Genomic DNA, 21,400 nt, shown 5'->3' on the forward strand with positions numbered 1-21,400 from the left:
ATTTTTCGCCGATTTGATTATCAGCTATTTATTAGTTTATGTTTTATTTTTTGATTGGGGATAGTTGAATGTTCTGTTTCATTTTGAGAAGGTGGTTTTCTCATGGTGATTGAGGTAAAACCAGGGTAGTTCTTTTTCTGGCGCAAGTCTTGCGTGTTGGGCAGTGCAGGGCTGACTTGTGCCTTCTACGGACAATTTGCTAAGTCACAAGTCAGCCACCCGCATGGCCGCCACACAAGACTTGCGCCAGAAAAGAGTTGAAACAAGTTCAACATGACCCTGATTTTATTTGTCCCCCAATATCAATTCATAATAATATGATACTCTTCAATTTTACGGTACAGGGTGGCTAAACCAATTCCAAGCACCCTTGCGGCTTCTGATTTATTGCCTTTCACATATTTCAGGACCCTGCGGATGTGGTGGCGTTCTACGCTATCCAAATCAAGTGCTACAAGGTCATAATAACCACCGTTATGAAATTCGTTGGGGAGTAGCTTAGGAGTGAGTATAGGTTCGTCCATCAGGATGATTACCCGCTCAATTACATTTTTAAGTTCGCGGATATTGCCGTTCCACTTATGCTGGTTGAGCAGTTTAAAAAAGTTCTCGTCCACATCAGGCTGCTTTTTCTTCACTTTGGCCGAATACAGCTTGATAAAGTGCCGTGCCAGCACCTCAATATCCCCTATCCTATCCCGCAGGGGCGGCAGTACTATAGAAAAGCCGGAAAGGCGATAAAACAGATCGAGCCTGAAGTGCCCGTCTTCCGATTCCTTTTGCAAATCGCGATTGGTGGCTGCAATGAGGCGTACGTTCACTTTAATGGTTCGGGTTTCGCCTATTTTAATAAAAGTACCGTTTTCAAGCACCCGCAACAGTTTGGCCTGTAGGTCATGGCTCATTTCGCCAAGTTCATCCAGGAAAATAGTACCGCCATTGGCTTCTTCAAACAAGCCTTTCTTGTCTTTGAGCGCACCGGTAAATGCCCCGGCCTTGTAACCAAACAATTCACTTTCCAATAACTCTTTGCTAAAAGCACTGCAGTTAACGGCAACAAAGGGTTTGTCTTTACGCAGGCTTTCATAATGGATAGCTTCAGCAAATACTTCCTTGCCTGTGCCGGTTTCGCCTAAAAGCAAAACGGTGGCATCAGTGCAGGCTACTTTTTTTGCCAGTTCAACCGCCTCCAGTATCGCCGGCGATTGGCCCAACACTATCGGGAAGCCGTGCTGCGTTTCAACCTCATTTTGCAGCTCGTTAATGTGGTATTGCAGGTTGGCTTTATCAAGCGCTTTACTTACCAGCGGAATGATCCTATCGTTATCATCGCCTTTGGTTAAATAATCAAAGGCTCCGTTTTTAATAGCAAGCACCCCGTCGCTGATGGTACCAAAGGCCGTTAGGTTGATGATTTCGATGTAGGGCTTTATTTGTTTGATGCGCTGCACCAGTTCAACGCCATTGGCATCGGGCAGTTTCACATCGCTCAGCACCACCCTCACATCCTCTCGCTCAATGATCCGCAGACCAGCTTTGGCATTTGGTGCCTGAATTACGTGATAACCTTCCAGCACCAGGATCCGGGCCATCAGTTCGCTCAGCTTAACTTCGTCATCAATTATTAATATGCTTGATTTCATTTTTGTATTTGTTTGGATTATTGATGAGCATCAGCGGTAGTGTTTCCAGCAACCTCACATATAAGCTGATCCCCTTCTTGATCTCTTCGAAGTAGATAAATTCATCGGCCGAATGTGAGCGGGCCGAATCACCGGGACCAATCTTTACCGAAGGGATAGATAACCAGGCCTGATCAGATGTGGTAGGCGAGATATAAGTTTTGCAGCCAACAGCTATTCCCGTTTTAACAATAGGATGCTCGGGAGATACCGATGACGCCCCCAGCGAACCGGCGCGTGGGCTTACCTGGCAGGATACATTACGTTTGATGATATCAACAATTTCATGCTGTGAAAATGTATCGTCATGCCTGATATCAACAGTGAACTCACACCTTCCAGGTACAATATTATGTTGCGAACCTGCTTTAATAGTAGTTACCGTCATCTTTACCGGCGAGATCCCTTTTAACTGTTGCGGAAACTGGTACAGGCTAAACCATTCCAAATCGCGCAGGCATTTATGAATGGCATTATCGCCCTCTTCGCGCGCGGCGTGACCGGGGCGGCCATTGCTTACGCAATCAATAACCAAATTGCCTTTTTCGGCAATGGCCATCTGTAATAAAGTAGGCTCGCCAACTATAGCCAGCTCGCAATTGCCCAGCAAGGGCAGGATTGATTTAATGCCATTTTCGCCGGAGTTCTCCTCTTCAGCAGTAATGGCGAGGCATAAATTAAAACCAAGGCCCTGATAGCAATAAAAATGCAGGAAAGCAGCTATTAACGATACCACACAACCACCCGCATCATTACTCCCCAGGCCATAAAGTTTCCCTTCGCTTATTTCCGGACAAAACGGGTCTTTTGTGTAAGCTTCGTTTGGCACAACCGTATCCATATGAGAGTTAAGCAATATTGTCGGTTTAGTTTCATCGTAGTATTTATTAAAGCACCAGATATTGTTTCCGTGCCGTTTCACCTTTACCGAATACCCAAGCAAATGCTGTTGTATAGTATCAGCAACCGCACATTCATCGCCACTGAACGACGATATCTTGATCATGTGCTGCAGCAGCACAACTGATTCGCTAAAAAAATGCGGGTTTAAAGGCATAGTATGCCCTATCAGGGAGGTGACGGGCTGCTCATTCAATGTTTTTATCATAACTGATTAGTTTAGTTGAGGATCAAATAACATGGCAGTACACAAGCAATTGCAGCGATTTTTACTTTGCAGCACATCGTAGTTTACGCAGCTTTTGCAAGCATCCCAGAAACGAGGTTCACGCGCTACTTCGGCATAGGTTACAGGTTCAAAGCCAAGACGGGTATTCATTTTCATGATGGCCAAACCCGATGTGATACTGAATATTTTGGCGGTTGGGTATTTACTGCGCGAAAGGTTAAAAATACGGTTCTTAATTTCAGACGCCACACCCTGGTTACGGCGTTGCGGTGATACGATGAGCCCGCTGTTGGATACAAATTTCCCATCGTCCCAGGTTTCGATGTAGGAGAAACCTACCCATTCGCCATTTTCAGTTACGGCCATTATAGCTTTGCCAGTATCGATTTTTTCTATTACTGAGGCGGCCGATCTTTTGGAAATACCCGAGCCCCTTGCTATGGCCGAACTTTCCATTTCCCTGATAATTTCATCGGCGAACACCACATCGGCCGGGATAGCCGGCCTTACAATAATTCGTTCATCTTCCATTTTATATGTTTATTTCAGCTATCAGCACGGATTTGTTGAATAACTGTACATACCCCAGTACCAAAAGAATGCCCGTTGTGGCACGCATGGGCCATTTATAGGTTTAGGCTGTGTAAATGAAGATTTTAGTTTTTAGCGCAGGTCCGGAGCATAAAAAAAGCCTATCAAAATGAAAGGCTTCTATTTTCAAAACAAGATATTTTGATAATTATTGAACCGGCTGATGGTATTCAGGGCTGTTTTTGAAATGCTCAAGGTAACCATCGGCATTTACTGCCAATCCACTCATTTCAGTTTTTGGGGTTACTTTTTTCTTTTTAGGGCCGGTAATTGAAACAATGATGACTGCTATTAAAGCGGTAATTTTAAGTATAATATAAAATGCTGCCATGGCTTTTTAACTTAATGATAAAAGCCGGCAACAAACCAAACCTATGCCAAAAGGCAACAAAGCCCCTCAAAATACACATACCGCGTTAAAGCAACCATTAGCTGCCACCTCCCCTCCTATCATTTTGGGATATATAAATTATCAAAATGATAAAGTATTGAAAGCAGACCGATATTATTAAAGAGGTGGGTAAATTAAATGACTGATCGGTCAAAAACTTTACAATCTCTTCTCAAGACGAGGCGCGAAGGAATGAGTTGTAGCAGCGCTGTGTTTCTGCGATAGACTTATCAAAGCAGAAACACACCCCTCCGCTCCTCTCAAGATGGGAATCGCGCATTCCCTCACGCTTTAATCCCTTAAGTTAACGGCTATGGGGGGGGGTTAACAGGGTTAACAGAAATTCGAATTATTTACACCTAAATATCTAACAATCAATAAATTAAAAAAGAGACAGGGTTACCTCTCAAAGCAGTCTCCCGGCGAGAAAGTTTGCTTTAAGTCCGCATCAATCAAAACCAACTTAAAATCAATAAGTTACTATAAAATACAGCAGCCCTACTCCCATTTTTTGATCCCCAGCTTTTGCATTTTTGAATGCAGGGTTGATGGCGGCAAGCCTAATTTGGAAGCTGCCCCATCCTTACCGCTTATTTTGCCATTGCAACGTTTCAGTACATCTAAAATATGGTCGCGGGCGTGTTCATCAATGGTTTTTAATCTGTCGGTCGCTATTCCGGCGTACACAGGATTTTCTTTTTTTCCCTGCAGCTTGGGCAGGTAAGCATCTTTTATTACCGGACCATCCGTTAACAGGATACTGCGTTCAATAAAATGCTCCAGCTCGCGCACGTTGCCCGGCCAGTGGTATTCAAGCAGTTGGGCCATTACGTTTGCTGAGATCCCCGTTACCGCTTTACCGATCTTTTGCGCGTAACGTGCCAGGAAATGATTAGCCAATACCGGGATATCATCTTTACGTTCTCTTAAAGGTGGAATGATGATCGGGAACACAAACAGCCTGTAATATAAATCGAGCCGGAAGCGGCCTTCTTCAACTTCTTTTTCAAGGTTGCGGTTAGTAGCCGCAACTATGCGTACGTTGATCTTCACCGGTCCTCTGCCGCCAATGCGTTCAATCTCCTGCTCCTGTAAAACACGTAATAGTTTAACCTGTAGTTCGGCCGGCATTTCCCCTATCTCATCCAGGAAAATAGTACCGCCATCGGCCAGCTCAAACTTACCGGTACGCTTTTCAACAGCTCCGGTAAAAGCACCTTTTTCGTGTCCGAACAATTCGGACTCAATCAGTGTAGCCGGCATGGAGGCACAGTTTACCACTACTAAAGGCTTGTTTTTACGGGGCGACAGATAGTGGATACTCTTAGCTATCTGCTCTTTACCTGTACCGCTTTCGCCTAAAACCAATACCGATGTATCAAGCGGAGCTACTATGCCAATGTGGTCGAGTACGGTGAGCATCTGATGGCTTTTACCGATAATATCTTTAAAACCTGCAGCTTTGCTTTTCTCACTCAATTGATTTTGGCCTAATTTATCAACCCTCGTTAGTGACGGCTCAGGCACATCAAATGGGATGATCTCCTCCACCGTGGTCAGTAATGATCTGTACAGCCGATCTAACAAAATCAAATGATCATGGGTATAACAGTCGGTTTTGCGGCTGTAAAACGAAAAATGAATAACATCCCCTCCTGACGAAAGCAAAGGCAATCCTAAAAACGATTGCATATTAAAAACCTGGGCAATAAGCTTTTTAACGGGAAACTGCGGCCAAATCTTAACAAAATTAGCAGCATTATAAAAATCAGCCTTGGTTATCCGCGGACTGTCATCCTGCATCTGGTTAAGCTGTTTTTTATTTGTTTTTGTGATGTTTACCAATTCATCCGGGCCTATAACCTGGTATTCATCAAACCCTGTACGCAAAAATGAAATGGCGTTGTCAGGAAAACCCGCACCATTTTTCATGGTAACAGTTAAATAATCAAACGGTACATGCGGCTGGATACTCATTGCTATTTTCAACAACTTTTGTTTCCAATTTATGGGCTCAGCAACAATATTTTTAAATACCTGCTCCAGGGCCTGCTCCTGGCGTAATTTTGATTCGATACTGTTTTGATGCCGGTAAAAAGCAACATCCAGGGTTATCAGCAACTCCTTTTCGCGAAATGGTTTTACCAAAAAACCGTAAGGCTGCGTAGCCTTTGCCCGTTCCAGGATACTTTCCTGAAAATTAGCCGACAGGTATACAAATGCTATATTTTTTGAAGTGAGCACTTTGGCAAGGTCGATACCGTTCAGGCTGCCCTTTAAAAATATATCAAGCAATACCATTTCCGGTTTTTGCTCGTCAATGATCTCCAACGCTTCGGGTACAGAATCGGCAATGCCGCAAACTTTATAACCGGCACGGGTTAATATTAATTTCAGATCGTACGCCACCAGCGACTCATCCTCAACTATTAATATCTTTTTGTTCATATTTTAATTAGCTGCAAAAGTTTTTCGTTCAATATTATTTAACATCTTCTCGGCCCTGAATTCCACGGTGATTATAGCGCCGCCGTAATTTTCTATTTTAAAATAACCACCCAGTTGTTTACTTAATGCTTTCATCATTTCCATTCCTAATGAGCTTGCTTTTTGGATGTCAAAACCAACAGGCAAGCCTATTCCATTATCAGCTATGGTGAGTATAATAGTTTCCTCGGCCAGCCGTAAGGCTACTTTAATTTCGCCCCGCTGCGCAGGAAAGGCATATTTTATGGCGTTTGTAATGGCCTCGTTTAGTATCAGGCCTACGGGTACGGCCTGGGCAACATCAAGCTTAACGGGCTGTATCATTTGCTCAAAACGAATTCCCCTATCGCCGGGATCATAACAATCGGCCAGGTAATTGATCAGCTCATTAATATAAACCGACATATCGATATAAGCCACATCCGAATTACTGTACAGCTTTTGATGAATAAGCGCTATGGCCTGTACCCGGTTTTGACTTTCCCGGATTGCGGCAAGTGCCGCGTTGTTCTTCAAAAATGCCGATTGTGTATTAAGCAGGCTCATTACAATTTGCAGGTTGTTTTTTACCCGGTGATGCACTTCCTTTAACAGCCAGTCCTTTTCATCTAACAGGCCATCCTTTTCGTTAAGCAGGATTTGTAAAGATAGGTTCTGATTATTAATTTCTGTTTGTTTTAACTGTAATTGCTGATTGCTCCTTTGCTTGTGCCGGTAACCGTTAAATGCCAAACCTGCCATAATGATAAGCATGGCCACACCGCCAAAAGTGATGTTACGCTGCATGTTTACCTTTTGCAGTTCGGCTTTCTGATTCTTGCTCTGTTCCTGTAAAAACCTTATCGACTGCTTGTTTTCATTAGTCTTATATCTGATATCAAGCTCCTCTATCTGCTTATTTTTAATGGCATTAAACAACGAGTCATCAAGGCGTTTATGGATCTCGAAATGTTTTATAGCAGCTACATAGTTGCCGGATGCCGAATCAACCCGGAACTGCATGCCATGTATCTTGGTAAGGGTGATAGGCCTGATGGTATTAGATGGCAGCGATAAGATCTGTTTTGTATAAATGCCCGCCTTTTTATACTGTTGGGTAAGCAGGTAAAAGCCGGCCATGGTTTCGTCGTAATGAACAAAATCAGTAACCATTTGCTCGTTGGTGGTATAAAAGTCTTTACTAAAGTTAGTAACCTTATAAACGTCCATCATTTTCAGATAATATCGCTCGGCCTCCGGGTAATCTTTCAGGGCAACGTAGATATTGCCAAATGCCTCATACATATCAACCTTTTGCGCCAGGATCTTCGGCGGTACATCTTTTACCGCCTGTTTCAAGTATGCCAGTGCTTCTTTAGGTCTTTTAGCTGTTATGAAATCATAAATAATGAGGCTCAGGTATCCATAAAAATCTTCGTATTGTTTTCTATGCTTTAGTATCTCTGCCGATTTAAGAATATAGATGAGGCTTTGGTCATATTTATTCAGATCGGCATATACCAATGCAAGTTTGGCGTAATAAAAATCGGCCAAAGCCGTATCAGCCGTGGCGTTCATGCTTTTTATTACCTCGTGGCGATATAAAAGCTCGTTATGCAGATCAACCTTTTGTTTGCTTATCTCGGCAAGGGAATGATAGGTATAATGAAGTTTTTTGTAACCTATTGCTTTGTATTGGGCCAGCACCTGGCGCAGTTCGGTTTCGGCCAGATCAAGTTTCTTTTGGCTAAGATGGATGTCGGCTATGTTCTTGTTCATATCAGCCTCATCCAGTTTATGCCCCGTTTGCTGAAATAAGGCCCGGGCCTGCTCATAACTATTTATTTTATCAGGAATGGCAACTGTATCGTCTATAGATATATTATCGCCTAAGCGGGCCAGGGTTTTACCTTCCTGGTATTTATCACCCGTTTTACGATAATAACCAACCACTTCCATAAAAATAGCTTTGCCCTGTTTCAGGTTGTCCTGCTTGAGATACGCGGCCCCTTTAAGCATCATAGCTTCGTTAAGCCACTTTGCCGAATGGATGGCAACACTCATTTGTATGGCCTTATTGAAAGCGGTGATGCCGCTATCCAGCACCTCTTTGTGGTCGCCTTGCTTGTTGAGATAATAGCTGCCTAATTGTATTTGCACCTTAATAGTATTGGTGTCGACTTTGTTTTTTTGGTTATCGAGGTTGAGTTTGATGGTAGCAATGTCCATCTTTTTTTGCCCGGAAACGCTTGGGGCAAAAATTAAAGCAATAAAACATGTCGCTATATATTTAAACATACACTTAGTATTTTATTGCCCCAGAGATAATTACCGACAAAACCATAACGAAGTCATCTCCTGTGAAAGTCACGGAATAGTGATAGGCGATGATTTGCTAAATTTATTCAATTTTATGCAAACGGCATCAATAAGCAGAAAGCTAAATTTTCTTTATTGCTGAGATAACCAGGATCCGGACCAGCATAAAAATCCCGAAGCCTGCTCAACCAATCAATGTACAGATCATGGATTCGATTGTACAGATTATAGATAGCAGGGAAATTTCGGATTTATATCCCGGAGGTTCCTACCAAACCCGGTTCTCTTTAGTATACTCTCTTTCAATACCTTCCAATATTAGTTCAGAGGTTATGCGGCTTTCCTTGCGGGCCAGCATTTGCAGGCAGGCAAATTGTACTACATTCAAGATCCCGGAACCACTGAGCTCATATTTACGCGAGATCTGCTCAAGGTTAATGTGCCCGTTGAGGTTGGCTTTAGGCGGAAATGATTTTTGCCAGATAGTAAAGCGTTCATCGGCATTAGGCAGCGGGAAGTTAATAACCGACTGAAACCGGCGCATAAAGGCCTCATCAATGTTATTTTTAAAATTAGTTGCCAGTATTACCAGGCCATTATGCTGCTCCACACGCTGCAGCAGGTACGATGCTTCCTGGTTAGCATATTTATCGTGCGCATCTTTAACGTTAGTCCGTTTGCCAAAAAGCGCGTCGGCTTCGTCAAAAAACAGGATCCAGTTTTTATTATCTGCCTTTTCAAATAATTTGGAGAGATTCTTTTCTGTTTCGCCTATAAACTTGGATACGATCATTGACAGATCGATCCTGAAAACGGGCTTGCCTGTATACTTACCGAGCAGAGATGCAGTGACCGTTTTGCCAGTTCCCGGCGGGCCGTGAAATAATGCCCGATAGCCTGGTTTCAGTTTCCGCTCCATACCCCAGTCGGTCATTAATACTTGCTGGTAGTTCACCCAGTTTTCCAGCTCGGCAATTTGCCTGCGGGTAGTATCGTTCAATACAAGGTCGTCCCAGTTGTAGGTAGTTTCCAGGTATTGTGCCGGAAAGTTCATACTTAGTTTGGGAATAGATTCGGTGCCGCTGATCAAAAGTTCAACATATTCGGGCTGTAACAATAATCTGCCAGATAAAGCAGGCTCACCTTCGGGCACATCCTCCAGGTATAAAATATGCTGTTTTGCCAGATTGCTATGATGATGAAACAGATCGGCTATCTCCAGCCGCTTTTCCAGGTCATCGCCTGCCAAAACAAAAACTGCTGTTTGACCGGTTGGTAAAAAGCTGCGCCCGTTACGACTCCTAACACCACCAATCTGCTGAAAATCGCCCGATTCACGCATGTAAGGCTGAATAATTTCATCAAAAAACTCAACCTGTAAATGAGGTACCAGGGCCATCATTAGTACAATAACCTCATTGCTGTTCAAGCTATGATCGTCAATTAATTTCTCAAGCACACTGCCATTTCGCTCCAACTGGGGCAGCAGCGGAGGCAAATAAGTTGCGTCGTTACCAAATACAGTTTGCAACCTGGCTTCAACACAACCGGCTGTATACTGCATCAGCGCTTTTAATTGCTTAATATTAGTATCCATTTTATTTACGCGGGCCGTTTTGCTGTACAACATGGGTTAATTCGTGCGCCAACAGGTTCATACCGGCCGTGCTTTCAGGGTCAAATTTGGCTGCGTTAAAATAAATATCATTGCCATGTGTAAAGGCCTGCGCTTTTGAAAGGTTGCAAAGCTCAACAGCCTGCTGCCCGGTGTGGATTTTTACCTGCTCAAAATTGGCATTCATCTGATGCTCCAATTGCGCACGTACTTTGGCAGGCAGAGGACTACCGCCACCTTTACTTTCATTCAACAACCTGTCAAACTTGGCTTCCGGGGCTTCGGGCTTACCTTCGGTTTTTTCTACACTGCCACCTTTTTCTTCCTTTTTTTGGGCAGCGGCCTTATCGTCTTTTTCTTCGCCTTTTTCTTTTTTCTGGGGCTTGCCTTCGTCCTTTTTATCTTCTTCGCCTTTTTTTTGCGGCTCCTTGTCTTTCTTGTCTTCTTCCTTCTTTTGCGGTTCTTTGTCCTTTTTCTCTTCCTCTTTTTTCTGAACCCCTTCTTTATCCTTTTTATCTTCTTCTTTCTTTTGGGGCTCTTTATCTTTTTTATCCTCCTCTTTCTTCTGAGTTGGTTTCTCTTCTTCTTTCTTTTCGTCTTTTTTCTGCGGCTTACCCTCTTCTTTCTCATCCTTCTGCTCTTTCTTTTGGGTTCCTTTAGCATCCTTTTCCTCATCCGCCCCCTTTTTCTGAACGCTCATTTGTCCCATCCGCTGTGACGAATTAGCAGTTGCCTGCTGTGCCATAGTCACCTTATGTGCTACCGCATCGGCCTCCTGTTCAAGGGCACTGTCCTGGTTGCCGTCAATCTTCCTCGCCTGGAAAAAGGCATCACTATCCTGCTTGCTTTTTTCGCGGCTGCCATTAAAAAACGGTTTCTCGGCTTTATCCGCCTGTTTCTGACTAAGCGGCTGGCGTGTATTTTGGATGTATTTCATAGGAGGTTTAGTTTAAATTGTTTAACAGATCCAATTGCTTTTTGGCATGAGCGCCCCATTCGCCGGCATCATGCAGCAGGTCTTCAAAAATCATCTTTGCCTTATCTCTCTGATTTAAATTAGCTAACGCTATGCCCAGGTATAGTTTTCCTTTTTTGTTTTCGGGATGTTGTTCAAGCAATAGTTCCAGGTGTGCAAACGCGGCGTCAAAACGGTTAAGCCCAAGGCAAAGCACTCCTGTATTTAGCCTTATCTCCTCGTTTTCAGGGTCATATTCCAGGATCCGCTCGTATTCTGCCGCCCCTTCATTTAACTGGCCGCTTTGCAAATACGCAACCGCCAGGTGATTACGCACGGCTATATCGGCAGGGAACAACATTAAATACCTGATCAGGTACCCGGTAGCCAAGGCATAGTTTTTTATCATTAATTGGGACAGACCCACAGTTTGCAATGCCCTGCTGTTTTGCGGGTTTTCGGATAATACATAATCGGCCATTTCAAAAGCTTCATCATACCTCCCGGTTGAAAGGTAAACCTGTGCCAGTCCCATCAATAAATTTAAACTTGTGGGGTTAAGCTCAACCGCTTTAAGCCAGCATGTTTCGGCGCTTTCCATATCTGCTGATAACATATACAACTTAGCCAGTCCTTCCCAAGCCTCAAACTGATCGGCCTTAAGCGTAATAGTTTGCCTGAAAGCATTTAAAGCTTTATCATACTGGCCCAGCAAAACCTCGGTATTGGCCAGATTGAGCCATGCCGAAGCATTTTGATTATCAATTTCTAAAGCGCGTTCAAAAAGCGGCCTCGCTTCGGCAAATTTGTTTTGTTGGTAAAACAACATGCCCCGGTTATTGAGCAGGGTAACATTGGGCTCATTTAAATCAGCCGCTTTTGCATAATAAGCCTCTGCAGCTTCAAAATTGCCGTTAAGCTGCTGTATGGCACCAAGGTTTATCAGTTCGGTTAGTTGGCTTCGGTTGCTCATAACATTTCTTCTTTTACTTTATCTGCTATACCACCTGCTATATCAGAAATACTGATTTCGGGATAGGTAACTTTAATATCATCGGTTTTAACATCAAACGGTTCGCCGTCTTTATAATGGATTGGCAGCGAAACTTTAACCTGCAGATCCGGGCCATAGCTAAATGACGCCAGGTTTTTAGTCCATTCTTTTGAAATATCAGTAACCCACAGATCAAGCTCGGCTTTGATGAACGCATTTACATCAAACGTAAACTTAGGGTGTACCTCAATCTCGCCCAACGCGTTAAACTCAAAGCCGGTTGTGGGCGACCAGGCGAGGTCGGCAGCGGCGCTTGCCTCACCCTCCAATCCTAATCCGCCAACTATCTGAATACCACCGGTAACGCTGGCAGGCCCGATGCTCAAGCCAATACCTAATGCGGCTTTGAGTTTTAAACCAGCGTGCGCAGGGATCACAAATTTGGCACCGCCGGTAATACGTGTATTTTCGGGATGTGAAGGATTGAATTCTATCTGTCCAAAAACGTCTTTAAGTTGCCCGGGGCCTACTGCCGCGTCAAAATCAAGGCCGCCATCAATAGTTGCCACAATACCAATGCTTTTAGGCCCAAGCGGGATGGCGAATATGGGGATCTGGATGGTTGGTACTTTGAACAGCTCTTTATTGATGCTCTTTTTAGGGAAAACATCAACAGCCGAAGGCAGGTCCAAACGGCCAACAACTTCAATTTCACCGGCCGGGGTTACCCTCACACTTGCCGAAGCCTGCAGCCAATCGGTAACTTTGAGCGTTAATTTACCCGAGCCGTAAGCCGTAAACTTATCGCCCGCCGGACCCGATGGCGTGCCATCAGCAGCAATAGCGCGATTGGTTGCGCCAACAGTGACTTCGCCCGATACCCGGTCAGCAACGTAAGATGCCTTGCCTTCAATAGTTAGCGCGCCGTCGTCATAAGAGATTGACAACTCAGTATTGATCTTCGGTATTTTAGGTATCGCCTTACCATTGGCTTTTACATGGTAAATTTCATCCGGGCCGCGGGTAACTTCAACATTACCGCTACCACTTTGGATGCCCGGCATATTTTCGTCAAGAACGAAGCTGCCGCCGATAACCAATGTTTCATTGCCGTAAGTGACATGGATCTCTGCGCTTTTTACGCCTTTAATATCCGGCTCGGCAGTACCGGAGGCATTAAATATGCCTTTTGCATAATCAATTTTTATATGTGCCGATTTAAGGCCTTTTACCTTACCTGCAGGAATGCCGATGTCGCCCGATGCGCTAAACTCACCATTGGCATACGAAGCTTTAATTTGTGCCGGATTAAAGGTTTTTGAATCAAAATCAAAAGTACCATCAAGCGCAAACTCGCCGGCAGAATTAGCCTTGGCTCCCACCTGGCCTTTACCCAAGCCTTTTATTTCAAAATCAGCAATGCCCTTTACGCCTATGCCCGATGTTGCAGCATAAACCTCAAGTGATGTATTAGTGATCTTGAACGGAGGGGGTACCTTAAGTTCACCGCTATTGAATACCTTACTTATTTTGATGCCATCCGCGTCAAAAATGATGTCAATAGCCGAACCTTTTATGAATGGGACATCGGTATTAATTTTACCAAACCCAACCAAACCGGTATTGGGATCTATATCAATTTCTTCAATTTTTATCGGACTAAAGCCTTTTGCTTCAAGCTGTGCGCTAAGTGCAGTTTTTATAGCAGCCTTATTTAACTTACCTCCGTAAAAACCCGGCATAGCTTCAATAGGCTGCGGCAACAATTTGATGCCTTTAACGTGCTTATCGTTCATCAAAACATCGATATACGCAGTTCCTACCGAGCCTGTACTTAATATCGTTGGATTGTCCTGATGAATATAGTCTATCTTTTTTATTTCCAGATCGGCTCCCCTGCTCTTGATTGCGCCAATTGGATGGTTTATTGTTTTAGAGCCTTTTGCTCCCGGCGTTTTGCCCGGCTCCCAGTTTGGTATTTTCAGGGTCTTGCCAAATCGCTCGCTCGTGATCAAAGTCAACTCGGTATCCTTGGCAAGCTTAAATTTGGCCTGATCGGCAGATGAAATAAACGCCAACCCTGCAAGGTGCTTACTTGCCTGGATATCTGAAAGCTCCCATCCCTTGCCTCCACCGGCAACACCCAACGTTCCAAGGATCTTACCTGCAGTTATGGTATAATTAGCGCGCACAGAATCGACACTTGGCTTCCGCTGCCCATCGGGCATTGTTGTGATCTTGCTCAGTGTATCCGTTATCTTGTTTTCTATTTCGGTTTTGATATTTCCGCCTGATGATCGATTGGTAGCAGCTTCAAGTAACCATAAATTAGGCGTATCGTCTAAACCGCCTAATTGCAGTTCAACTTTATGGTCAACATCATAACCACTCTCAATATTCTTGCCCGACTCATCCCAAAATGGCCGGGTGATATTGGCCTGAATTGCGGCTGCATCGCCGGTTATAATGTGCGATAAACTGGAATGATGCTTCTCGGAATCGAGTGTTAAAAAGAAGTTTGGTTTACTTTGGTCAGAGGGTATTTCTTTGGCTTTTTTCTTATTAAATTCAGATGTAAAAGTACTTGATGCTTTAGCCGCGTTGTTCCATTTTTCTAAATGTGTGCCTGATCGTTCAACTTTATCAAAAGTGTAATTAGCTTTCGAGCCCGCAGGCATCATATTATATTTTACAGTGGGTATATTTATGGACGGTATGTAGATTATCTTTTTCTTGGTATCTATCGGATCTTCCTTGGTGGCCTTTTCACCTGTGCTTGCAGTAATAGCCCCCGGAGTAGGCGCCGTTGCCGCACGTTGGATAAGCCCTTTCTTTTTAACACCATTTCCACCCTGTTGTACCGTATGCGTCACCTCATGCGCTAACAAGTGCTGCCCCGATTTACTTTGCGGATCATATTTACCCGCCCCGAAATAAATATCATTGCCGTGGGTAAATGCCTGCGCCTGTAAATCGTTACTTAATCCGGCGGCTTCACTGTTGTTATGGATGCGTACCCCACTCAAATCCCTGCCCATTGCTCCTTCCATTTCCTCGCGGGTATTGGCAGGCAATGGTTCGCCGCCGCCTTTGCTGCCTTCGATCTTTTGTTGCGTTTGCGGAGATACATCAGGTGCGGCCGACTGGCTGCTGCGTTTTAATGTATTCCCCTCGTTGGGATCGCCATCACTTTCAAAAATGGGGCGGCGCTGTAATTCTTTATCGGCTCCGTTCTGCTCTTTTTCCTGTTTATCTTCCTTCTTATCTTCTTTCTTTTGCACAGCGGAGGTAGTTGCAGTACCAGGAGCCGTAGTAGAACCAGTTGCAGCGTTAGCTACGGTTTTTGGCTGATTAATATGTTGAACAACTTTATCAGCCACCTGGTCGGCCTGCCGTTCAAAATGATCGCCGGGTTCATTCACCGTCATTTTACGCTGAACCTTATTCCCTTCAAAAAAGGGCGCTTCCTGCGCCTGTTCAACATCATGAGCGGCAGAGAAAAAAGGATCTTTCCCTGCCCCCTGCTTGTTTGCGGGCTGGTTTTGTTTGGTGTTTGCAGGTGCTGCCTTTTGCGGTGTCTTCATTGCCATTCCACGTAAAAAGGTTCATTCATCCAGGGCAGTTTAACTACGCCAATGCCCCATGGCAGTGATGAAAGCAGGATATCCAGGTCCATCCGCTCTACAATAAGGCGGGCAGGCTGTTCTGCTTCAATTAGTTTCCCGTTGCGAATTAAGAATGCTTCGCGCAAGCCGCCGGGCGATGTATTTTTTAATGCTTTCCAGTATTTTATCACGGTTCGGAGCATATTGTCGCCTTCATCAAGCATACGCTGTGGTATTTCAACTTCACGTTCCAATGGCTCGTCAAGTGGCCACCGGCATAAAAATTTCTCAAAATAAAGGTCATATTCAAAGGCATTCACATTACCGGTACCTAAATAGTGCAGCAGGTGAACGGCCAGTTGCCTTGCGGGCAGATCAACAAAATCGTTATCCTGCAGCAAGCCAAAATCTTTAAAGAAATACTCCAAAAACGGGTGCAGGATCACCAAACCGGCCTGGTTTACATACGTTCCGGCAATTTCTTCTTCTTTTTTTGAGCTTGTTTCCGGAGTGTTATCGGGTGTGATTATGGGCTTATTATTTTGCTGTAGCGGTTTATTTTCTGTTGATTGGATAACTGTTTCGGCTATTTGAATGAGGCTCATCGCAGAAATTGAAACAGAAGCTTTTAACTCTCCGCTTATTAAAGCGATTAGCTCTTTCAGGATTGCACTATCACCAGCAAATTCACTATGGCCTATCCGCAGGCAAATCATCAGCAAGAGCTTTTCAATGATCTGCCGCCCGGAGTCGCTATTAAATTCCGCCGGTAAAACCTCTTTAATGTTAGCGTGTATGTTTGTTGCTGATTCACCAGTTATCAAACGCCTGATTTCTTCAACAACAGCGTCGACCTTTTTTTGAAATCCATAAGTCTCGGCCTGAAGTAAAACCATTGCCAGCTTTTTAATAAAAGCCATACCAAACTGGCTGAATAACCTGGCTGCCGCAAGAGGTGAGCTCTTAAAAAGATTGATAAGTTTTGATTGATAAACGTTCTCATTGATCAACTGCCCCGATAATTTATTTAACCAAACATCTTCCTGCTGTAGCCACTCTGTTGCAGCTACCGCATACCACGGAAGCCTGCCCGTGTTAAGGAAATAAACAAATACATTAAAGGCCTGCTGCTCTTCAGTAAGCAATGAATAGCTGATCTCGTTATCTGGCTCATCACCAACGGGTAATACGGCGGGATTTAAAACCGGCTCAAGCGCCTTAGCCAGGCTTGCCTGCAATTGTTCAAATACATCTTCCAGTTTACCAGAGCCCAGGTCAAGATCAATCTTATCTATCAAAACATGAGCAGGCAGATCCATATCATCCAGCAATTGCTCCAGTTTTTTGAGCAGCACCTGTTCAAAGTACCGCACGGCCTCGTCCTGCACCTTTTGGGCAGTGCTTCGGTGTGATACTTCTATATCAAGTACCAGCTTATGGATGATATGTGTGCTCCCTGCCATAGCTCAACATTATTTAACAGTGCCCGGATCTGTAGTACCCGGATCTTTTTTGATAATCTTCGGAGCTATTTTTGGTGTCACAGGAGTTACAGCCGGATCTGCCGCCGGTGTTACAGTTGTACTCGTTTTAATCACAGATGGATCTGCTTTTGGTGTTACAGTTGGTGTTGGCGTTACCGATGGTGTTACCGCAGGTGTATCCTTAACTGTAATCACCGGCGGTACAGTAGTACCCGTTGGCGGCGTAGTAACCACAGGCGGAACTTTAGTAACTACCGGTGTAGTGGTTTCCGGCGGCAAGTGGGTAAGTACCGGAGTGGTAGTTATGGGAGGCAAAGCAACAGGCGGCGTAGGTGTAAACACGGCACGACACTTCTCAAACTTACCATTCACTGCTGTAAGTGTAATAACTGTATTACGGCCACGCGGAAACTGGCGCATATCAAACACTTTTACTGTGTTTACCTCATTACTGGTAGTTCCATCGTCAAATGTCCATGTAAACTTAAAGCTGCCCGGATTAGGTGTTTTATTTGTTAAAGTAACCGTAGCTGCACCTTTTTCATTATCCATAGTTACCTTATAGTCAAACGAGGCCTGCGGATGCTCATGGATCATGAGCGTACAAGCAGGAACCGGCTTGCCGTTCACCATAAAGTCGTTGATGCTAACATCATAAGGACCTTTCGATGGATCAACAACCCACTGGCTCCCCAATAATTTAACTGCATCTCCCGCTATTTTTGAGGTGATAATCCCTGTTGCGGGTTGTACGGCAGTGAAGTTTATATTACCCTCATCCGAACAAACTTCGCTGGCAGCCAACTGCAGGTCTACAGGTTCCTCAGGAATCTCTACTGTAATAGTAACCTGTTCAGAATCGGTACAATCATGGTTATTGGCAGATAAGGTGAAGGTTAGTTTACCATCAGGGAATTTGGCACGAAGATCAGCATATTGGAAGGTAATGTTATCATCCGGTGTGGTAAGATTAGCATGTACCTGTCCGTCGGGCATTGTCCAGGTGTAAGCAAATGTATCCCCTGCTGCCTGATTGGTTGTAGCTGTTAGTTGAATAAATACGGCAAACTGGGTTGTATCACTTATACTGGCCGCAGGTTTAACAGCCGGGTGTTTAAATACGGTAATAGTGCAATCGGTTGGCTGATCATTTACCGTAAATTTAATCTGCTGACCAAATGCACCGTCTTTAACTTTAGTTGTATCAAAATAGGTTATTGTGTCTTTAGTTACAACTGTAGTTTCAAAACCAGCCGAGGCCTTGATAACGCCATCAGCCGGACAAACTTTAAACTGCAGCAACCCTTCGTCAGAACATGCTACGGCTTTAGGTAAACTAAGTCCTACCTGTGGCTTAGGCATGATAAATGCCACCGGCGGACAATCGGAACAGCACATATACGGCAGGCAAAAATCGGCAAATACTATATCGGCAGGCACATCGGGGTTTGCAGCTACAGCTCTTGATTTTCCCAGTTCGAGCGCTAAGGCCTGAGTTTTCTTGATCACCTCAGCTTCATTTGTCGGGGTGTACTTACGTTTCGACCGGCTTTCATAATATTTTACAGCATCGGCAATGTCATCATACTCGGTGTTTTTGGCGATATAAGCCATCGCGTCGCTATCACTTGCAAAACCTTTTACAAACTGCTGTTCGCTTTCAAGCGCCTTTAACCTGTCTTCGAGCGGAGATTTGCCTGAAGCGCTGGTTGGACTGGGTGCAGTTACCGCAGTAGCATAAACCATTACAAAGGTACCACCCGCCGGCACACCTGCCAGGTGCTCTAACCCGGTATGATTGGCGGCATAGGCCGAAAAGGTAAGCTGTTGCAGGAGCTTGGCTTTGCGGTCTTGTATTTCTTTTAATATTACAGCAAGCGCCTGGCCTGCACAGCAATTTTCAGATAAGCGCCATAACTGCAGTTCATAATCATCTTCATACCCTTTTCGTACATAATCGCTTTTGGCAAAAATCTGGCGGCTTTTTTGAGCAGCCAACTTTACTTCGTTGCAAAGTTCATCGAGGCGGGCTGTAAAATTATCAATGGTGTCTTCGTCAATATCAACCAGCCTGTCGGGCAGCCACTGGCTTATGTTACGGGTACCGGCTATCATACGCACAGGGATATCAACTGCAATAGCTTGCTCATATGAGCCTGTTGCCGAGGTATCCACAGTTTTACCTGCGGCTTCTGCATAGTCAGAAATACTGATGGCCCCACCCTGCCTGCGGATCTGATCTACATAATAACCTATACTGCCTTGAGCAATATTGATATTATTGTCAACCGCGTCGATACCGCCGTCCATCACATATTTATCGGTGCTTTTATTGATCGCAAATCCGCTGCTTACCTGCTCACGTGCAGTTGCCTGCATTTCGCCGGTATCCGCTGTTTTGGCAGCAGCCATTCGCATTTTAGGAGCGGCGGCTGCTTCCTCATTGGCCAATTCCAGTTTCTGCTGGGCCGCCTGGTACCGGATCTCATTCGCCACAGCATAACCTGTTTGGGTATTAAAGCTTGAGAAAAACTTGCTTACATCACCATAAAGGCAATTCTGCTCGGCCTGGAAAGCTTTTAACGTGGCTTCAAGATCATTAAACTGGCAGGCATAATCATCTATATTGATATCGCTAAGGCTTACATCGCCCAAACGGATGGCCACTACATCAAATGGCAGGTTACTGTCCTGCCTGATCTTATCAACCGCGGCAATAGCCTCGGTATATTTTTTACCGATATGCCCTTCAATCCTGAAAAAATTATTGGAGTCGATTGAATAGGCCAGCGGGTTTACCACCATATCATTTGCTGGCGAATAGGCCCCGGCATTATAACCAAGGATCAGTTTATCTGTGCCCTGCAGCCACCGGCTATAACTCCATTTTTGAGCCAGGTCAATCGGCTTGCCATAATAAAAAGGGATAGCCCTTGCCTCTAAAGGTTTACTGTTATCGGTAGATGGTGTTATTTTCACCACCGGGCTCGGAGGCAGCGTAAACCCGCTGCTCATGATATTCAGCCTGTCGAGCAGGTTGATAGCTATATTCAGCTTATCTTTATTGGCGCTGATAGCCGGCGAGGCATAAAATTTATGGCGATACGGCGTTGGCTTTGCTGTTGGTGTAGTATTTAAAGCACCCAGCATAATATGTTTGGGGAAAGCATAAATATTGGGGCAGCACTGATAAATGATATCCGAAAGTATGGCCCTCAATTCATTATAGCCGCTTAACAGGTCCTTATAAAAATCATACAAGTACTGTGCCTGCATTGGGGCTGTAGCTTTACTTAACGTAGTATTGATGTTGGCAACAATGCCTGTAATAGGATAAACAGATTGCGGATCGAGCGCAAATTTGAATGTGTTGTAGAGTGTTTGAACAGCACTTGATAAACCACCGGCGCCGTCATTCGCAATTTTTGAAAAGGCAGCGGTAAGCGCTGATGATGAAGCGGTTGTTTGCGTGTTAAAGAACACGCGTTTTGCAGCTAAAACAGGAGCATCAAAATAGGCATTATAAGCGTTGAAATACTTTTTGTAAATATCATCATAAATAACCTCCGAACCGGTTTGCTCAATGATCTGGTTCATATCAGCCTGGGCAATGAGCAACACTTTGGGTTTGGCTACCTGCTTGCGACCCTGGTTATCACAATCAATAGCCGTACAGGCATCGGGATCTTTAGAGTAATATTCCAGGTAAAGCAGGCCGTACATTTCGGTAAGTTCCTTACCGGCCTTTGATTTAAAATTGGTGAGGGCAAAACTATCAACCGGGAAAGCGCCTTTATCATCGGGCGTTACCAGCTCCCATAAAGCCATTTGCGCGGCATCGGTGCCCATGGGATAAAACGGCGGGTATTTGATCAGAGAATTATCATAGGCCCTGAAGTTTTTATAGGTTGTTTCGGGCATATAAAGCAAATCGCCGTCGGTAGTTACGCCGCAGCCCTTGCCTATGGTTATGCCGTTGGCATCGCCTTTGAAACTTAAGCCGCATACCAGGCCAACGCCAATTAAACAGGTACGGGTAAGGCGCTGCTGATCTTCAAAAAACTCTACAATATCATTCAGCTGTTTGGCTGTCAGCACCTGGCTGTCAACAAAGGAGTTATACTCTAAAGTTATATCGGTGAGTTTTATGTTGGTTACTGGTGGCATGG

Annotated in this window: 12 protein-coding genes; all 12 read right to left on the reverse strand. The window is 44.5% G+C overall.

The features are described from left to right. Positions 1–302 precede the first annotated feature (302 nt). Positions 303–1,643: a sigma-54-dependent transcriptional regulator gene (locus ACEN82_RS15965; protein WP_413318513.1), complete on the reverse strand. Its 1,341-nt coding sequence runs from the start codon at positions 1,641–1,643 to the stop codon at positions 303–305. Beyond that, positions 1,618–2,790, reverse strand: coding sequence for a M20/M25/M40 family metallo-hydrolase (locus ACEN82_RS15970; protein WP_413318511.1), 1,173 nt, complete (start codon positions 2,788–2,790; stop codon positions 1,618–1,620). Before ACEN82_RS15970 ends, ACEN82_RS15965 begins: the two co-directional genes overlap by 26 nt. Positions 2,791–2,796: 6 nt before the next feature. Continuing rightward, positions 2,797–3,342, reverse strand: coding sequence for a GNAT family N-acetyltransferase (locus tag ACEN82_RS15975; RefSeq protein WP_413318509.1), 546 nt, complete (start codon positions 3,340–3,342; stop codon positions 2,797–2,799). Between the two features lie 208 nt (positions 3,343–3,550). After that, complete coding sequence (locus tag ACEN82_RS15980) at positions 3,551–3,733, reverse strand: hypothetical protein (protein WP_413318507.1); 183 nt, start codon at positions 3,731–3,733, stop codon at positions 3,551–3,553. Between the two features lie 558 nt (positions 3,734–4,291). Beyond that, positions 4,292–6,241 (reverse strand): sigma 54-interacting transcriptional regulator, encoded by a 1,950-nt coding sequence (locus tag ACEN82_RS15985; RefSeq protein WP_413318505.1) that lies wholly within the window; start codon positions 6,239–6,241, stop codon positions 4,292–4,294. Positions 6,242–6,244: 3 nt separating this feature from the next. Continuing rightward, entirely contained in the window at positions 6,245–8,557 is a 2,313-nt protein-coding gene (locus ACEN82_RS15990) for a tetratricopeptide repeat-containing sensor histidine kinase (RefSeq protein ID WP_413318503.1), read from the reverse strand. 289 nt (positions 8,558–8,846) lie between these two features. Further along, positions 8,847–10,175 (reverse strand): ATP-binding protein, encoded by a 1,329-nt coding sequence (locus ACEN82_RS15995; protein ID WP_413318501.1) that lies wholly within the window; start codon positions 10,173–10,175, stop codon positions 8,847–8,849. Between the two features lies 1 nt (position 10,176). Next, entirely contained in the window at positions 10,177–11,130 is a 954-nt protein-coding gene (locus tag ACEN82_RS16000; RefSeq protein ID WP_413318499.1) for an eCIS core domain-containing protein, read from the reverse strand. 7 nt (positions 11,131–11,137) lie between these two features. Continuing rightward, positions 11,138–12,121, reverse strand: a complete 984-nt coding sequence (locus ACEN82_RS16005; protein ID WP_413318497.1) for a tetratricopeptide repeat protein — start codon at positions 12,119–12,121, stop codon at positions 11,138–11,140. Then, complete coding sequence (locus ACEN82_RS16010) at positions 12,118–15,726, reverse strand: eCIS core domain-containing protein (RefSeq protein ID WP_413318495.1); 3,609 nt, start codon at positions 15,724–15,726, stop codon at positions 12,118–12,120. The genes ACEN82_RS16005 and ACEN82_RS16010 overlap by 4 nt, the downstream gene beginning before the upstream one ends. Continuing rightward, positions 15,723–17,210 (reverse strand): contractile injection system tape measure protein, encoded by a 1,488-nt coding sequence (locus ACEN82_RS16015; RefSeq protein WP_413318493.1) that lies wholly within the window; start codon positions 17,208–17,210, stop codon positions 15,723–15,725. The genes ACEN82_RS16010 and ACEN82_RS16015 overlap by 4 nt, the downstream gene beginning before the upstream one ends. 9 nt (positions 17,211–17,219) lie before the next feature. Next, complete coding sequence (locus ACEN82_RS16020; protein WP_413318491.1) at positions 17,220–21,398, reverse strand: hypothetical protein; 4,179 nt, start codon at positions 21,396–21,398, stop codon at positions 17,220–17,222. Positions 21,399–21,400: the final 2 nt, after the last annotated feature.

The sequence above is a fragment of the Mucilaginibacter sp. Mucisp73 genome (genome assembly GCF_059491465.1).